This window comes from Pseudomonas sp. GW821-FHT11G12, from assembly GCF_058808055.1.
In genome coordinates this window covers 1,039,509-1,055,900 of sequence record NZ_JBXARH010000001.1, presented here as the reverse complement: position 1 = coordinate 1,055,900, position 16,392 = coordinate 1,039,509, and the positions used below count along the sequence as shown (strand labels likewise).

Sequence of the window (16,392 nt, the reverse complement as noted above, 5' to 3'; positions counted from 1 at the left end):
AACCCGTTTTTTGTGTCTACGCTGGGATTGGATCCGATGAACAGATGGATCTGTCCATTTTTATCGCAATGAGGTGTCCATGAGTCAGGCGTTTCTCCCCTTCTCCCGCCCGAGTATTGGCGATGAGGAAATTGCGGCCGTCGAACAGGTACTGCGTTCAGGCTGGATCACCACCGGGCCGAAAAACCAGGCACTTGAAGAACAGTTCGCGCAGTACGTGGGTTGCAAGCACGCCGTTGCACTGTCGTCTGCCACCGGCGGGATGCACATCACCCTGCTGGCCCTGGGCATTGGCCCTGGCGATGAAGTCATCACGCCTTCGCAGACCTGGGTCTCCACCGGCAACATGATTTCCCTGCTCGGCGCCACGCCGGTGTTCGTCGATGTCGACCGCGACACCCTGATGACCGACGCGGCCCGCATCGAAGCGGCCATCACGCCGCGCACCAAAGCCATCATTCCCGTGCATTACGCCGGCGCCGCGTTCGATCTCGATCCGTTGTATGCCCTGGCCGACAAGCATGGCATCGCAGTCATCGAAGACGCCGCCCACGCTGCCGGCACCCGCTACAAGGGCCGCCACGTCGGCTCCCACGGCACGGCGATCTTCTCGTTCCACGCGATCAAGAACATGACCTGCGCCGAAGGCGCGATGTTCGTCACCGACGATGAAGCCCTGGCCGCCCGTGTACGCATGCTCAAGTTTCACGGTCTGGGCGTCGATGCCTACGACCGCCTGACCGGTGGCCGCAAGCCGCAGGCCCAGGTCATGGAGCCCGGCTTCAAGTACAACCTGTCCGACATCAACGCCGCGATTGCCCTGGTGCAACTGCAGCGTCTGGACGCCATCAACGCCCGCCGTACTGAACTGGCCACCCAATACCTGCAAAAACTCGAAGGTCTGCCCGTGCAACCGCTGGCCGTGCCGCAGTACGCCCAGCAGCACGCCTGGCACCTGTTCATCCTGCGCATCGACAGCGAGCGCTGCGGGATGGATCGCGAAGCCTTCATGAAAGGTTTGCAGGAGCAAGGCATCGGCACCGGTATCCACTTCATTGCCACCCACCTGCACACCTGGTATCGCCAGCGTGACCCTGATTTGTATCTGCCCAACACCGAATGGAACTCGGCGCGGCTGTGCTCGATTCCGCTGTTCCCCGACATGACCGACCAGGATCTGGATCGTGTTGTCGGTGCCATCGCCACCCTTATGGACAAACGCTCGTGAGACCTTACCCGATAAAATGCGTGTCGATCGTCATCCCGGTCTACAACGAAGAGGACAGTCTGCCTGAGCTGCTTCGGCGCACAGAGGCGGCCTGCGCCCAACTCAAACATGACTACGAAATCGTGCTGGTCGACGACGGCAGTCGCGATGAGTCAGCCAACATGCTCGAGGAAGCCGCCGGACGTGAAAACAGCCCGTTCGTAGCCGTCATTCTCAACCGCAACTACGGTCAGCACGCGGCGATCATGGCCGGTTTCGAACAGTGCAAGGGCGACGTGGTGATTACCCTCGACGCCGACCTGCAAAACCCGCCGGAAGAAATCCCGCGTCTGGTGGCCGAAGCCGAAAAAGGCTACGACGTGGTTGGCACCGTGCGCGGTAACCGTCAGGATTCGGCCCTGCGCCGCTATCCGTCGAAGCTGATCAACCTCGCCGTGCAACGCTCCACCGGCGTGGCCATGAGCGACTACGGCTGCATGCTGCGCGCCTACCGCCGCACCATCATCGACGCGATGCTCGCCTGCCGCGAACGCAGCACGTTCATTCCGATCCTGGCCAACAGCTTCGCCCGTCACACCACCGAAATCGTCGTGGCCCACGCCGAGCGTGAACACGGTGATTCGAAATACAGCCCGATGCGCCTGATCAACCTGATGTTCGACCTGGTGACCTGCATGACCACCACGCCGTTGCGTCTGCTGAGCATCGTCGGCTTCGCCATGGCCGGTCTGGGTGTGCTGTTCGCCGTTGCGCTGATCATCCTGCGCCTGGCGTTTGGCGCTGGCTGGGCCGGTGACGGCACCTTCGTACTGTTTGCGGTGCTGTTCGTGTTTACCGGTGGCCAGTTCATCGGCATGGGCCTGCTGGGTGAATACCTGGGCCGCATGTACAGCGACGTGCGAGCTCGCCCGCGTTTCTTCATTGAAAAGGTGTTGCGCAGTCAGCCGGCCTCCCCGGCACCTGCGGTCACCGTTGATGGTCTCTCTTCTACTTCCACTTCTTCCGATCAGGTTCTCTCATGAGTGCAAAAACCGTTGTCTTCGCTTACCACGATATTGGCTGCGCCGGCATTGAAGCCCTGTTGAACAGCGGCTACGACATTGCAGCAGTGTTCACTCACGCCGATGATCCGAAGGAAAACGCCTTCTACGCCTCGGTTGCGCAACTGTGCGCCAACAAGGGCATCCCGGTGCACGCGCCGGAAGACGCCAACCACCCGCTGTGGATCGAGCGCATCGCCAAGCTCGACCCGGATTACATTTTCTCGTTCTACTACCGCAACCTGCTGAGCGTGCCGCTGCTGGCCCTCGCCAAAAAAGGTGCGTTCAACCTGCACGGCTCGCTGCTGCCACGCTACCGTGGTCGCGCACCGGCCAACTGGGTGCTGGTCAACGGCGAAACCGAAACCGGCGTGACCCTGCACCGCATGGTCAAACGCGCTGATGCCGGCGCCATCGTCGCCCAGCAACGCGTGGCCATCGAGCGCAGCGATACCGGTCTGAGCCTGCACGCCAAGCTGCGCACCGCTGCCAGCGACCTGCTGCGTGACACCCTGCCGAACATGCTGCAAGGCAAGATCACCGAAACCCCGCAAGACGAATCCAAGGCCACCGTGTTTGGCCGTCGTACCCCGGCCGATGGCAAGCTGGTCTGGGCAAAGCCGGCCGAAGAGCTGTTCAACCTGGTTCGTGCCGTGACCCGTCCATACCCGGGCGCCTTCTGTGCCGTGGGCGAGCACAAGCTGATCGTCTGGAGCGCCGAAGTCGTCAAGGGCAACGACGGTCAGGCCCCTGGCCGCGTGATCAGCGTCGATCCGCTGCGCATCGCCTGCGGTGAAGACTCGCTGGTGATCAACGCCGGTCAGCGCAACGACAACGGCCTGTACCTGAGCGGCCCGCAACTGGCCAACGAGCTGGGTCTGGTAGACGGTTCGCTGCTGCGCGGCGCCGAGTCCGGCCGTGCACCACGCCGCACCCGCGTGCTGATCCTGGGCGTCAACGGTTTCATCGGCAACCACTTGTCCGAGCGCCTGCTGCGTGACGACCGCTACGAAGTCTATGGCCTGGACATCGGTTCCGACGCCATCTCCCGTCTGCGCGACCACCCGAACTTCCACTTCGTCGAAGGCGACATCAGCATTCACTCCGAGTGGATCGAGTACCACATCAAGAAGTGCGACGTGGTCCTGCCGCTGGTGGCCATCGCCACCCCGATCGAATACACCCGCAACCCGCTGCGCGTGTTCGAACTGGACTTCGAAGAGAACCTGAAACTGGTTCGCTACTGCGTCAAGTACAACAAGCGCGTGATCTTCCCGTCGACCTCCGAAGTCTATGGCATGTGCCAGGACAAGAACTTCGACGAAGACAGCTCCAACCTGATCGTCGGCCCGATCAACAAACAGCGCTGGATCTACTCGGTCTCCAAGCAACTGCTGGACCGCGTGATCTGGGCTTACGGTGCCAAAGGCCTGAACTTCACCCTGTTCCGTCCGTTCAACTGGATGGGCCCGCGCCTCGACCGTCTGGATTCGGCCCGTATCGGCAGCTCCCGCGCCATCACCCAGCTGATCCTGAACCTGGTGGAAGGCACGCCGATCCGCCTGTTCGACGGTGGCGAGCAGAAACGCTGCTTCACCGACATCGCTGACGGCGTCGAAGCCCTGGCACGCATCATCGATAACGACAACGATGTCTGCAACGGCCAGATCATCAACATCGGCAACCCGGAAAACGAAGCCAGCATCCGTCAACTGGGCGAAGAACTGCTGCGTCAGTTCGAAGCTCACCCGCTGCGCTCCAACTTCCCTCCGTTCGCCGGTTTCCGCGACGTGGAAAGCAAGGCGTTCTACGGTGCCGGTTACCAGGACGTGGAACACCGCAAGCCAAGCATCGCCAACGCCAAGCGCCTGCTGAACTGGGAGCCGACCGTGGAAATGCGCGAGACCATCGGCAACACGCTCGACTTCTTCCTGCGTGAAGCCATGCTCGAAATCGCGGACAAGCGTTAATGCAGGCAGGTCTTCGTATCGATGTCGACACCTACCGAGGCACCCGTGAAGGGGTGCCCCGGCTGCTGGAAATCCTCGACGAAGCGCAGGTCAAGGCAACGTTTTTCTTCAGTGTCGGCCCGGACAACATGGGCCGACATCTGTGGCGCCTGATCCGCCCGCAATTCCTCTGGAAAATGCTCCGTTCCAATGCTGCCGGCCTTTACGGCTGGGACATTCTGCTGGCCGGCACCGCCTGGCCGGGCAAGCCGATTGGTCGCGATCTCGGGCACCTGATGCGTCAGGCCCGGGACGCCGGTCATGAAGTCGGCCTGCACGCCTGGGATCACCATGGCTGGCAGGCCAATGCCGGCACCTGGAGCGACGCGCAACTGATCGAGCAGATCCGTCGCGGCGTCGACACCCTGAGCGACATCATCGGCGAGAAGATCCAGTGCTCGGCCGCCGCCGGCTGGCGTGCGGACGAACGCGTGATCGAAGCCAAGGAGACCTTCGGTTTTCGCTACAACAGCGACTGCCGCGGGCAACAGGTGTTTCGACCTCTGTTGGCCGATGGTTCGGTGGGTGCGCCGCAGATTCCGGTGGACATGCCGACCTTCGACGAGGTCGTCGGCCCGACCGTGGCGGCGAAGGACTTCAACACCTTCATCCTTGACCGGTTCCGTCCGGACAACCTCAACAACTACACCATTCATGCCGAAGTAGAAGGGATTCTGATGGCCGAAGAGTTTCGCCGTTTGCTGGCCGATGCGCGCCAGCGACACATCGAGTTCAAACCTTTGGGCGACCTGCTGCCCGAGTTTCTCAACACATTGCCTGTCGGCCGTGTGCAACGTGGCGCCCTCGAAGGCCGTGAAGGCTGGCTGGGAGTGCAAGGCGCATGAGCAAACGCTGGGCATTGCCGCTGCTGATCGGACTTTTTCTGCTGGCCTACCTGCTGCCGCTCGGCACGCATGGCTTGTGGATTCCCGATGAAACCCGTTACGCACAGATCAGCCAGGACATGCTGCTGAGCGGCAACTGGGTGTCCCCGCATTTCATGGGCCTGCGCTATTTCGAGAAACCGATTGCCGGTTACTGGATGATCGCGCTCGGCCAGGAATTGTTCGGGCAGAACCTGTTCGGTGTGCGTTTCGCCTCGGCCCTCAGCACCGGATTGAGTGTGCTGTTGTGCTTCCTGATCGCCCGCCGGTTGTGGAACGAGCCGCGCAAAAGCTTCATCTGCGCCCTCCTCTACATGAGCTTTACCGTCGTCGCCGGCCAGGCCGGTTACGCCAACCTCGATCCGCAGTTCACCTTCTGGGTCAACCTGAGCCTCGTAGCGCTGTGGTTTGCCGTCGACAGCCGCAGTACCGGGCAACGTCTGGCCAGTTGGGCGGTGTTGGGGCTGGCCTGTGGCATGGGGTTCATGACCAAGGGTTTTCTCGCCTGGCTGCTGCCGGTGCTGATCGCCCTGCCGTGGATGCTCTGGCAGAAGCGCTGGCGTGAGCTGCTGATCTACGGTCCGGTGGCGATTGCCGTCGCGATCATCGTCAGCCTGCCCTGGGTCCTCGCGGTTCATGCGCAGGAGCCGGACTACTGGCGGTTCTTCTTCTGGCACGAACACATCCGCCGCTTTGCCGGTGACGACGCTCAACACGATGCGCCGTGGTGGTTCTACCTGCCGTTGCTGGTCGCGTTCAGCCTGCCATGGGTCGGCATGCTGCCGCCGGCCTTCAAGCAGGCCTGGCAGACTCGTGCTCAACCGGGCATTGCCTTCCTGCTGCTGTGGCTGGTGATGCCGCTGGCGTTTTTCAGCCTGGCCAACGGCAAGCTGCCGACCTACATCCTGCCGTGCCTGCTGCCGCTGGCGTTGTTGCTGGGTCATGCACTGGCCGACCGTCTGCGTCTGGAACAAGGTCGGGCACTGAGCGTCAATGGCCTGCTGAACCTGGTGCTGGGCGTCATCACGCTGATCGCACTGGTTTACCTGCAATTGAAAAAACCGGTGTACGACCACGAACTGCACAGCATGGTGCTGGTGTTCATCGCCCTGATCGGCTGGATCATCGCCAACCTGGCGCAGGCGTTTCTGCCGCTGCAATGCTGGGCGGCTCCGGCCCTCGGCAGCCTGCTGCTGATTGGTGTGCTGCCGGCCGCGTTGCCGAAGTCCGTGGTGGCCAACAAGACCCCGGACCAGTTCATCCTGCATCACCTCGACGAACTGTCCGGCACCACTCACCTGTTGAGTAACGATCTGGGGGCCGCCTCGGCACTGGCCTGGCGCCTGAAGCAACCCAAGGTGGCGTTGTACAACACCGTGGGCGAGCTGAAATATGGCCTGTCCTACCCTGAAGGCGCCGAACAGCGGATCACCACCGATGAAGTCCAGCAGTGGGTGCGTGATGCCCGCCGTACCGGCTCGGTCGGCGTGGTCATGCGGGTCAAGGGCGACGACGAGCTGCACGAAGTCGACCTGCTGCCCAAGGACGGCACGCGTTATGAGCAGGGCAACCTGGTGATCATGGTCCTGCCCAAGGATCCTTCATGAGCTGGTTGCTGTTGCTGACCGCGTGTCTGCTGACGTGCCTGGGCCAGGTCGCGCAAAAGTATGCGGTGGAGAGCTGGCGCGGGGTCGACTCGTCCTGGGCCGACAAACTGCGCTCGCCGTGGCTGTGGCTGGCCCTGTTCGCACTGGGCTCGGGCCTGCTGGTCTGGCTGTTGGTGCTGCAACGCCTTGAAGTGGGCATCGCTTACCCGATGCTCAGCCTCAACTTTGTGCTGATTACGCTGATCGCGCGTTTCGTGTTTCGCGAACCGATCGATCGCCAGCACTGGATCGGTGTGGCACTGGTGATCGGCGGCGTGGCACTGCTGGGGCAACAGTCATGAGCCAGGGACGCGGCATCGGCTTCGCCCTTGGCAGCGTGTTGCTGGTCAGCGGCGCCCAACTGGGCATGCGCTGGAGCATGACGCGCCTGCCGCAGCCTGAACAATGGTTGTCCGCGCTGACCACCGGCAACGTCGATCTGACGGCGCTGGCGGTGGTGTTCACGGCCATTCTCGCCTATGCGCTGTCGATGCTCTGCTGGCTCGCCGCCCTGCGCGACCTGCCGCTGGGCCGGGCCTATTCACTGCTGAGCATCAGCTACGCGCTGGTGTATCTGCTGGCGGCCAGTCTGCCGCTGTTCAACGAATCCTTCAGTTTTACCAAATCACTGGGCGTGGCACTGGTCATGCTCGGCGTCATCACTATCAACACTCGTCCGGCAAAAGCGCCCGATTTGAGGAGTGCTCCATGAAAATCACAGTATTTGGAAGCGGTTACGTCGGCCTGGTGCAAGCCGCGGTTCTGGCCGAGGTCGGCCATGATGTCGTGTGCATGGATATCGATCAGAAGAAGGTCGAACTGCTCAGCCAGGGTCACGTCAGCATCTTCGAACCGGGGCTGTCGAGCCTGGTGCGTGAAGGCCTGGATTCCAGCCGCCTGCACTTCACGTCCGATGAAAAGTTTGCCGTACAGCACGGTCGCGTAGCGTTCATTGCCGTCGGCACTCCGTCCAGCGAGGATGGCTCGGCCGATTTGAAATACGTCCTGTCGGTGGGCGATGCCGTCGCTCGTCATCGTGAGCAGCCGCTGATCCTGGTCGAGAAATCCACCGTACCGGTCGGCACTGGCGACACCTTGCGTGCGCACATTCAGGCCGCGCTGGACAAGGCCGGGCGTGCACTGCAGTTCGATATCGTCTCCAACCCGGAATTCCTCAAGGAAGGTTCGGCGGTCTCCGACTGCCGTCGTCCGGACCGCATCGTCATCGGCTGCGAAGGCGATGACGTGCGCGATGTCATGCGCGACCTGTACTCGCCGTTCAACCGCAACCATGACCGCATCATGTTCATGGACCTGCGCAGCGCCGAACTGACCAAATACGCCGCCAACTGCATGCTGGCGACCAAGATCAGCTTCATCAACCAGATCGCCGAGCTGGCCGAACACCTGGGCGCAGACATCGAGTCGGTACGCCAGGGCATCGGCGCCGACACGCGCATCGGTTACCACTTCATCTACCCGGGCTGCGGTTACGGTGGCTCGTGCTTCCCCAAAGACATGCGCGCGCTGATCCACAGTGCCGAACAGGCACATTGCTCCAGCGACCTGCTGCAAGCGGTCGAAGCGATCAACGAGCGTCAGAAGCACAAGCTGTTCGACCGCATCAATGCGTTCTACAAAGGTGATCTGCGCGGCAAGACCTTCGCCCTGTGGGGCCTGGCGTTCAAGCCGAACACCGACGACATGCGCGACGCGCCTAGCCGCGTACTGCTCGATTCGCTGTTTGCCGCCGGCGCCAGCGTTCGCGCCTTCGACCCGGAAGCGATGCAGGAAACCCAGCATCTGTACCCGAACGAAGAAAAACTGATGCTGATGGGCACCCCGGAATCGGTACTGTCCGGTTCCGACGCGCTGATCATCTGCACCGAATGGCAGCAGTTCAAGGCCCCGGACTTCGACCTGATCCAGCAACGCCTCAAGGACCCGGTGATTTTCGACGGCCGTAACCTGTACGACGCCGATCGCCTGGCACGCAACGGCTTCAAGTACTTCCCGATCGGCCGTGGGGATTCGCGCAAATTGCCGATCCCGCTGCAACAATGGCCTAACACTGCGGACGTCGCTTGATCCCGTTGTCGCCTGCCATCCGCCAGCAGTCCCTGATCGCAGGGCTGCTGGCACTGTTGTTGTTTATCGCCGGGGTTTACGGACAGGCACCCATTGGCTTCGATTCACGTTTTGTACTGTTTGCCCAGGAGATGCTGAGACACGGGCCGACGGTATTCCCGACCACGTATGGCCAGCCGTACGCCGATTATTCGGCGGTTTCGACGCTGTTCATCTGGCTGTTGTCGCTGCCTTTCGGCGCAATCAATACGCTGACGGCGTGGCTGCCCAGCGCCATCGCCGGCGGGGTGATCGTGACGTTGATGTACCGCTTGCTGGCGGTGCATTCGCAACGCTGGGCGTTGATCAGCATTGCGCTGCTGATGCTCACCAGCACCTTCGTTACGGAAGTCCGGGCGGTGTCGCAAGACCTGATGCTGGCTGCCGTGGCGCTGTCGGTGTTCTACCTGGGCTACGCACACGACCATTTCGGCTCCGGCCGACGCTGGCCGTTGATCTTTGCCCTGTTGTTGCTGGGCTTCGGCATCCGCGGGCCGATCGGCCTTGTGGTGCCGACCGGCATGCTCTGCAGCTATTACCTGCTCAACCGCCAATGGGCACGGCTGTTCGTGTTCGGTGTGCTGGCGTCGATCCTGCTCGCCGCCTGCGTCGGACTGCTGTTGTGGCTGGCCAAGCTCAGCGGTGGCGAGGCCTTTCTGCAAGACGTGATCCGCATGCAGTTCATGGGGCGCATGGATGGCAGTGAGGGCGTCAGCGGCTCGCTGTATTACTTCACCAGTTCGCTGGGCAACTACGCGCTGGCCTATCCACTGGCGCTGGTGGTCCTGGCGGCGGCATGGCTGAGCAAACCGCATCAGCGCGGGCCGGCGTTGCGGCTGGTGCAATATTGCGCGGCGGCCGGGTTGATCGTGATGGTCGGCCTGTCGATTCCACAGGCGAAGAAGGCACGTTACCTGCTGCCGATGTTGCCGATGGCGGCGATCATCGCGGCGTACCCGTTTCAGGTGGCTCATGGTCAGGTGTTCGCGTGGTTGCGCGGGATCATTCAGGGGCTTTGGCTGCTGACGCCGGCGCTGCTGATGGTTGCGTTGCTGGTGGCGCAGCGCAGGTTTCCGGGCGTGCTGACCGGTGTCATGCCGGTGCTGATCGTGCTGGGCGTGCTGCAACTGCTGGCGTTGTCCCGACTGTGGAAATCGCGCTGGCGCGCTGAAGTGCTGGCCCTGAGCGCGGTGTTGGCGTTGTGGACGGTCTATGCGGCGGTGTTCGAGCCGGTAGAACGTGATCTCTACGACACCCGTGCCTTCAGTCGCGCTGCGTTCGCTCAGGTTCAACAGAACCCGGCACCGCTGGTGCTGCACGGCATGGGCAAAGACGCCAAGGCGATCAAGTTCATGGTCAACGTCGAACAGGACCTGCAACCGCAGTTCACCGAAACCGTTCAGCAACTGGAAGCGCTCAATGCCCCGGCCTGGCTGATCATGGACAGCAAGGACCTGCAATCGCTGCAAGGTACGCCGCTGGCCGGCCTGCAACCGGTATTGACCGGGCGTTTTGACAAGAACGATTACGTGCTGTTGTACCTGAAACCCTTGTAGACCTCGTTGAAGGCTGCGATCTTGCGGACTTTCCCAGGATCACAGCCTTCGGCAGTTAACGCATGACATTCACGCTTCGCCTCGCCCGGGCCGCCAACGCGGCCACCCTCCCCGCCATCGAACGCTCGGCCGCCGAGCTGTTCCGCCTCGACCCGACCCTGGCCTGGCTGGCCGACAGCGATGTACCCGACGCCGCACAGCATTTGCAGGCCATCGAGCAGGGACATGTATGGGTCGCAGAAAATACTGTCGGACAACTTGCCGGTTTTTTAAGGGCCGTTGAAATCGACAACCAGTTGCACGTCGAGGAACTGTCCGTCAGCCAACACTTTCAGGGCCGCGGCATCGGTCGCAAGTTACTGTTGGGCGTGATTGAACACGCGCGACGGCAACAACTTGAGGCGATCACACTGACCACTTTCCGCGACCTGCCGTGGAATGCGCCGTTCTATCAACGCATGGGTTTTGTGCCATTGAACGAAGTGGATGCAGGACCGCGTTTGATTGAGGTACTCAACGACGAAATCGCCCACGGTTTGCCCGGTGAGCGACGTTGCGCGATGCGATTGATGCTCGGCTGAATTACAGCGGCGCCTTCAGATCGACGCCCAACGCCTGAGCGAACGCCTTCACCAACGGACTGCGCACGGTGTTGTGACGCAGGATCAGATTGAACGGCGTGGCGATGTTGATTCGCTCCGGCAGCACTGCACGAAACTGCCCCGCCGCCACCAGCGTGGCCGCGTAATGCCGGGGCAGGAAGCCTACGAAGCGCCCGGTCTTGATCAGCAGCGCCACGGCTTCGACCTGGGTCGCCGAGGCGGAAAAACTGTCGTAGCGGGCAAAATTGAGTTTGTCGCGATGGATCGCGTAACGGTGGTTGATGCACTCGTAATCCTGCAGCACGTCGCTGTTCATTTGTGCTTCCGGCATGTCGAACAACGGATGGCCGACAGCGCAGTAAACCTCCGAACGTTCTTCATATAACGGGTAATAATCAAACTCTTCGCGCTTTTGATAGACCGGCACTATTCCCGCCACCAGGCGCCCCTCTACCACCCCTCTTTCCACCTCATCCAGCTGAGTGGCCTGAAGTTGAAACCTTACTTTCGGCGACTCTTCATTTATTCTTTTAAGCGCTGCAACTAACGGTGAATTAAGGTCACTGATCGTATTGTCGATCACCCCCACCCCAAGATCGCCGATAAGTTCGTTCTGTGCCGAACTAAGCCTATCCCGAAAGTTGTCGACCGAGGCGAACAGATCAATCGACGCCTGATACACCAGACGCCCTTCCTCGGTCAGGTGAAACCCCTCGCGACCCCGGGTACACAGGCGCATGCCGATGCGGATTTCCAGGTCGGAGATCTGCTTGCTGATGGCCGCAAGGCCCACGTTCAGCTCGTTTTGCGCGGCGCTGAAGCCTCCCGCCTCGACCACGGCCTTGAACACCTTGAGCAGTTTGAAATCCAGTCCGCTGAGGGCCAGCGGTGCTCGGTGAGCCGTTTTCAGCGGCGGGTTTCCGGAATTGGAAAGTGGGGTTTCCATAATGCTGATTTACCTCTGGCGCAATGTTCAACAATCTGTGTCCAACAACAAAAACATCGCCGGCTAATAATAATGATCACAGAAAACAAGCCTTGGCAACCGCCAAAAAATCCCGAACATCAGTGCCAACTCACTGATCGCCAAACATTAAAAGCTGACACTTCGATCAGCTCTTGTCTCTTTGCAACTGCCCTCTTGAAAACTGCTTTGGCCTGATTCTGTCCGCTCACTTTTCAGCGTGTTCGACAGGCCATGCACACCGATTTCAGTTCGCGTTACCGACGAGGAAAACAACAAATGTCTCAAACCACCGACCGTCTCTGGGGTGCCCGTTTCAAAAGCGGCCCGTCCGCAGCCCTGGCGGCCCTGTCCCGTTGCCCCGAGCGCTATTTCCGCCTGACGCCGTACGATCTGGCCGGCTCCAAGGCCCACGCCGGGGAACTGCAACGTGCCGGCCTGCTGGACGAGCAGGAAACCCGCACGATGATCGAAGCCCTGGACGGCATCGGTGCCGATTTTGCTGCCGGGCGCATTGCCCCGACGCTGGACGACGAAGACGTTCACACCTTCATCGAGCGCCTGCTGACCGAACGCCTCGGTGCACTGGGCGGCAAGCTGCGCGCCGGCCGTTCGCGCAACGACCAGACCGCCAACGACCTGCGCCTGTTCCTGCGGGATCACGTGCGCACCCTGGCTGTGGAAGTCCTGGCCCTGCAAACGGCGCTGGTGAATCAGGCCGAGCAGCACGTCGACAGCATCTGCCCGGGTTTCACCCACCTGCAGCAGGCGCAGCCAATCGTGTTTGCCCATCACTTGCTGGCCCACGCCCAATCGATGCTGCGTGACGTGCAGCGCCTGGTGGACTGGGACAACCGCACTTCGCTGTCGCCCCTCGGTGCAGCAGCCATGGCCGGTTCCGCCATCGCTCGCCAGCCGCAGCAATCAGCGAAGGAAATGGGCTACGCCGGGGTCTGCGAAAACTCCATCGACGCCGTGGCCAGCCGCGATCACGTCGCCGAATTCCTGTTCATCGCCAGCATGCTCGGGATCAACATCTCGCGTCTGGCCGAAGAGTTCTGCCTGTGGTCGTCGCGCCAGTTCCGCTGGGTCGATCTGGACGACGCCTACGCCACCGGCAGTTCGATCATGCCGCAGAAGAAAAACCCGGACATCGCCGAACTGGCCCGAGGCAAGGCTGGCCGCCTGATCGGCAACCTGACCGGCCTGCTGTCGACGCTCAAATCCCTGCCGCTGTCGTACAACCGCGACCTGAGCGAAGACAAGAACGGCGTGCTCGACAGCGTCGATACCTTGTTGTTGGTGCTGCCGGCGATGGCCGGGATGGTTGCGACCATGACCGTCAACGTCGAGGAACTGCGTCGTCAGGCGCCGCTGGGTTTCACCCTTGCTACCGAAGTTGCCGACTGGCTGGCGGTGCGCGGCGTGCCGTTCAAGGAAGCCCACGAAATCACCGGGGCGCTGGTGCAGGCCTGCGAGAAACACAGCCTCGAATTGTGGGAAGCCTCGCCGGCGCTGCTGGCCGAAATCGACCCGCGCCTGACGGCGGACGTGCGCGACAGCCTGACCCTGGAAGCCGCCATCGCTGCCCGCAGCGGTTGGGGCGGCACCGCGCCGCAGCAAGTGCGCGAGCAGATCGGCCGACTGAAAACCGCCCTCGCTGCGCAGCAACAGTGGACCGAAAACTACCAAGGCTTCCGCCTCTAAGCCGGATCCCCCTCCCATCGGGAGGGGGTTGATCTGAAAGTACAGTGTACGGAGAAACACCATGAGCCAGACTCAGGCAGAACGACTCCAGGCGGAGCGCAAACTGGCGGAAAACCAGTTCGACATCACCCAATACCAGCACGTGCCACGGCGCTATTACGGGCGGATCTTCTTCGCCACGCTGATTGTGATCGCGATCATCGGTCTGGTGCGGGCCTTCGCCGAAGGCAAGATCGAATGGTCGTACATCGGCCAGTTCCTGACCTCCGAAGCGATCATGTGGGGCCTGCTCAACACGATCATCATGGCCGTGCTGGCCATGGCGCTGGGCATCGTGTTCGGGGTGATCACCGCGATCATGCGCATGTCGGCCAACCCGATCCTGCGCTACGTGGCGCTGACCTACACCTGGCTGTTTCGCGGTACGCCGCTGATTCTGCAACTGCTGTTGTGGTTCAACCTGGCGCTGATTTTCCCCACCATCGGCATTCCCGGCCTGTTCGAACTCGACACCGTGAGCCTGATGACGCCGTTCGTGGCCGCCCTGCTCGGCTTGAGCATCAACCAGGGCGCCTACACCGCCGAAGTGGTGCGCGCCGGCCTGCTGTCGGTGGACACCGGCCAGTACGAAGCGGCCAAGTCGATCGGCATGCCGCGCCTGCAAGCGCTGCGCCGGATCATCCTGCCGCAGGCCATGCGGATCATCATTCCGCCGGTCGGCAACGAGTTCATCGGCATGGTGAAAATGACCTCGCTGGCGAGCGTGATCCAGTACTCGGAACTGCTCTACAACGCCCAGAACATCTACTACGCCAACGCCCGGGTCATGGAGCTGCTGATCGTCGCCGGTATCTGGTACCTGGCCACCGTCACCGTCCTGTCCTTTGGTCAAAGCCGTCTGGAGCGTCGTTTCGCTCGCGGCGCCGGCAAGCGCTCGTAAGCCGCGCAGGAGAATCGAACATGAGAAGCATCGTCAAGGCTGTGGCCCTGAACAAATATTACGACCAGTACCACGCGCTCAAGGACATCAACATCGAGGTCGAGCAAGGCGAAGTGCTGTGCATCATCGGCCCGTCCGGCTCGGGCAAGAGCACCCTGCTGCGCTGCGTCAATCAGCTGGAAAAGATCGACAAGGGCGGCCTCTGGGTCGATGGCGAACTGGTGGGCTACCGCGTCGTCGGGCACAAGCTGCACGAACTCAACGAGTCGCAGATCGCCCGTCAGCGCCTGGCCACCGGCATGGTGTTCCAGCGCTTCAACCTGTTTCCGCACATGACTGTGCTGCAAAACATCATCGAAGGCCCGTGCCAGGTGCTCAAGCGTTCGCCCAAGGAGGCGCACGAAGAAGCCCTGGAACTCTTGGCCCGGGTCGGCCTGGCCGACAAACGCGACAGCTACCCGATCGAGTTGTCGGGCGGTCAGCAGCAACGGGTGGCGATTGCCCGCGCCCTGGCCATGCGACCCAAGCTGATGCTGTTCGATGAACCCACTTCGGCACTCGACCCGGAACTGGTCGGTGAGGTGCTGTCGGTGATGCGCGATCTGGCGCAGACCGGCATGACCATGATCGTCGTCACCCATGAACTGGGCTTCGCCCGGGAGGTTTCCAACCGCATGGTGTTCATGGACGGCGGGCAGATCGTGGAGGCTGGAAGCCCCGAAGAAATACTAATAAGTCCGCAAAACCCGCGCACCCAAAGCTTCATTTCTGCCGTTCGAACCTGAGGCCCCTTTGGCCTTCACAACACTCATAAGAGAACGTCCATGAAGAACTTCGTTATCCCAGCAGTACTCGCAGGCCTGATGGCTTCCAGCGTCAGCTTCGCCGCCGAATTGCCGGCCGGCATCAAGGAAAAAGGCGAGATCGTCGTCGCGATCATGCCCAACTACCCGCCGATGGATTTCAAGGACCCGGCCACCAACAAGCTCACCGGTCTGGACTACGACCTGGGCAACGCCTTGGCCGAGCGCCTCGGGATCAAGATCAAGTGGCAGGAAACCGGCTTCGAGCAAATGATCAACGCCCTGACCACCGACCGCGTCGACATCGTGCTGTCGGGCATGACCGACACCGCCGAGCGTCAGGCCAGCGTGACCTTCGTCGACTACTTCACCAGCGGCCCGCAGTTCTACACCTTGCAGAAGAACACCGCGACCAACGAAATCACCGACCTGTGCGGCAAGAAAGTCGGCACCAGCCGCCGCACCACGTTCCCGGCGGAAATCGCCGCGTGGAGCAAGGAACACTGTGAAGCGGCAGGTAAACCTGCGATCAACGTGATCGGCACCGAAGGCTCGGCCGACGCCCGTGCCCAACTGCGTCAGAGCCGTATTGATGCGGCGATGCAGGGCAGCGAGACCCTGTCGTACCTCAAGACCCAGGAAAAGGACATGTACAAGACGGTCGGCCAGCCGATCTCCGTGCAGTTCACCGGGCTGGGTGTGAGCAAGAAGAAACCTGAGCTGAGTGAAGCGGTGAAAGTGGCGTTGCAAAGCATGGTGGATGACGGCAGCTACAACGCGATTCTGAAGAAGTGGGATCTGGAGCTGGGTGCGATCAAGGAAGTGACCATCAACGCCGGCAAGTAAGGCTCGAGATCGCTCCCCCTCACCCCAGCCCTCTCCCCCA

The 16,392-nt window shown here is 61.6% G+C and carries 15 protein-coding genes; 14 read left to right on the top strand and 1 reads right to left on the bottom strand.

All coding sequences use genetic code 11. The features are described from left to right. Window positions 1-79 precede the first annotated feature (79 nt). From arnB to AC1RR7_RS04735, 10 genes are all read left to right on the top strand, one after another. The gene (gene arnB / locus AC1RR7_RS04780) at window positions 80-1,228 is read left to right on the top strand and encodes a UDP-4-amino-4-deoxy-L-arabinose aminotransferase (RefSeq protein WP_096821457.1); all 1,149 of its coding nucleotides are present in this window, start codon (window positions 80-82) and stop codon (window positions 1,226-1,228) included. Continuing rightward, window positions 1,225-2,250, top strand: a complete 1,026-nt coding sequence (arnC, locus tag AC1RR7_RS04775; RefSeq protein WP_096821458.1) for an undecaprenyl-phosphate 4-deoxy-4-formamido-L-arabinose transferase — start codon at window positions 1,225-1,227, stop codon at window positions 2,248-2,250. Before arnB ends, arnC begins: the two co-directional genes overlap by 4 nt. Continuing rightward, window positions 2,247-4,238, top strand: a complete 1,992-nt coding sequence (arnA, locus tag AC1RR7_RS04770) for a bifunctional UDP-4-amino-4-deoxy-L-arabinose formyltransferase/UDP-glucuronic acid oxidase ArnA (RefSeq protein ID WP_493156344.1) — start codon at window positions 2,247-2,249, stop codon at window positions 4,236-4,238. Before arnC ends, arnA begins: the two co-directional genes overlap by 4 nt. Further along, the gene (gene arnD, locus AC1RR7_RS04765; protein ID WP_096821460.1) at window positions 4,238-5,122 is read left to right on the top strand and encodes a 4-deoxy-4-formamido-L-arabinose-phosphoundecaprenol deformylase; all 885 of its coding nucleotides are present in this window, start codon (window positions 4,238-4,240) and stop codon (window positions 5,120-5,122) included. The genes arnA and arnD overlap by 1 nt, the downstream gene beginning before the upstream one ends. Then, a complete protein-coding gene (gene arnT, locus AC1RR7_RS04760; RefSeq protein WP_096821461.1) occupies window positions 5,119-6,768 on the top strand; it encodes a lipid IV(A) 4-amino-4-deoxy-L-arabinosyltransferase in 1,650 nt (549 codons plus the stop codon). The genes arnD and arnT overlap by 4 nt, the downstream gene beginning before the upstream one ends. Further along, complete coding sequence (arnE, locus tag AC1RR7_RS04755; RefSeq protein WP_065257283.1) at window positions 6,765-7,109, top strand: 4-amino-4-deoxy-L-arabinose-phosphoundecaprenol flippase subunit ArnE; 345 nt, start codon at window positions 6,765-6,767, stop codon at window positions 7,107-7,109. The genes arnT and arnE overlap by 4 nt, the downstream gene beginning before the upstream one ends. Further along, complete coding sequence (gene arnF / locus AC1RR7_RS04750; RefSeq protein WP_102620032.1) at window positions 7,106-7,519, top strand: 4-amino-4-deoxy-L-arabinose-phosphoundecaprenol flippase subunit ArnF; 414 nt, start codon at window positions 7,106-7,108, stop codon at window positions 7,517-7,519. The genes arnE and arnF overlap by 4 nt, the downstream gene beginning before the upstream one ends. Then, complete coding sequence (locus tag AC1RR7_RS04745) at window positions 7,516-8,895, top strand: UDP-glucose dehydrogenase family protein (RefSeq protein WP_096821463.1); 1,380 nt, start codon at window positions 7,516-7,518, stop codon at window positions 8,893-8,895. The genes arnF and AC1RR7_RS04745 overlap by 4 nt, the downstream gene beginning before the upstream one ends. Then, complete coding sequence (locus AC1RR7_RS04740; protein WP_493156342.1) at window positions 8,892-10,490, top strand: ArnT family glycosyltransferase; 1,599 nt, start codon at window positions 8,892-8,894, stop codon at window positions 10,488-10,490. The genes AC1RR7_RS04745 and AC1RR7_RS04740 overlap by 4 nt, the downstream gene beginning before the upstream one ends. Before the next feature lie 62 nt (window positions 10,491-10,552). Continuing rightward, window positions 10,553-11,071, top strand: a complete 519-nt coding sequence (locus AC1RR7_RS04735; RefSeq protein WP_493156340.1) for a GNAT family N-acetyltransferase — start codon at window positions 10,553-10,555, stop codon at window positions 11,069-11,071. Between the two features lies 1 nt (window position 11,072). On the opposite strand, the gene AC1RR7_RS04730 is transcribed toward AC1RR7_RS04735, so the two are convergent. Continuing rightward, a complete protein-coding gene (locus AC1RR7_RS04730; RefSeq protein ID WP_096821466.1) occupies window positions 11,073-12,038 on the bottom strand; it encodes a LysR family transcriptional regulator in 966 nt (321 codons plus the stop codon). A gap of 297 nt (window positions 12,039-12,335) precedes the next feature. Here AC1RR7_RS04730 and argH point away from each other — a divergent pair, with 297 nt between their 5' ends. The 4 genes from argH to AC1RR7_RS04710 all read left to right on the top strand — a co-directional run bounded on the left by argH (window position 12,336) and on the right by AC1RR7_RS04710 (window position 16,352). Continuing rightward, a complete protein-coding gene (argH, locus tag AC1RR7_RS04725; protein ID WP_102620035.1) occupies window positions 12,336-13,763 on the top strand; it encodes an argininosuccinate lyase in 1,428 nt (475 codons plus the stop codon). Window positions 13,764-13,824: 61 nt separating this feature from the next. Beyond that, window positions 13,825-14,703 (top strand): amino acid ABC transporter permease, encoded by an 879-nt coding sequence (locus AC1RR7_RS04720; RefSeq protein ID WP_096821468.1) that lies wholly within the window; start codon window positions 13,825-13,827, stop codon window positions 14,701-14,703. A gap of 20 nt (window positions 14,704-14,723) precedes the next feature. Continuing rightward, a complete protein-coding gene (locus tag AC1RR7_RS04715) occupies window positions 14,724-15,488 on the top strand; it encodes an amino acid ABC transporter ATP-binding protein (protein WP_096821469.1) in 765 nt (254 codons plus the stop codon). A 39-nt stretch (window positions 15,489-15,527) separates the two neighbouring features. Beyond that, complete coding sequence (locus AC1RR7_RS04710) at window positions 15,528-16,352, top strand: ABC transporter substrate-binding protein (protein ID WP_249486042.1); 825 nt, start codon at window positions 15,528-15,530, stop codon at window positions 16,350-16,352. The last annotated feature ends 40 nt before the right edge of the window (window positions 16,353-16,392 follow it).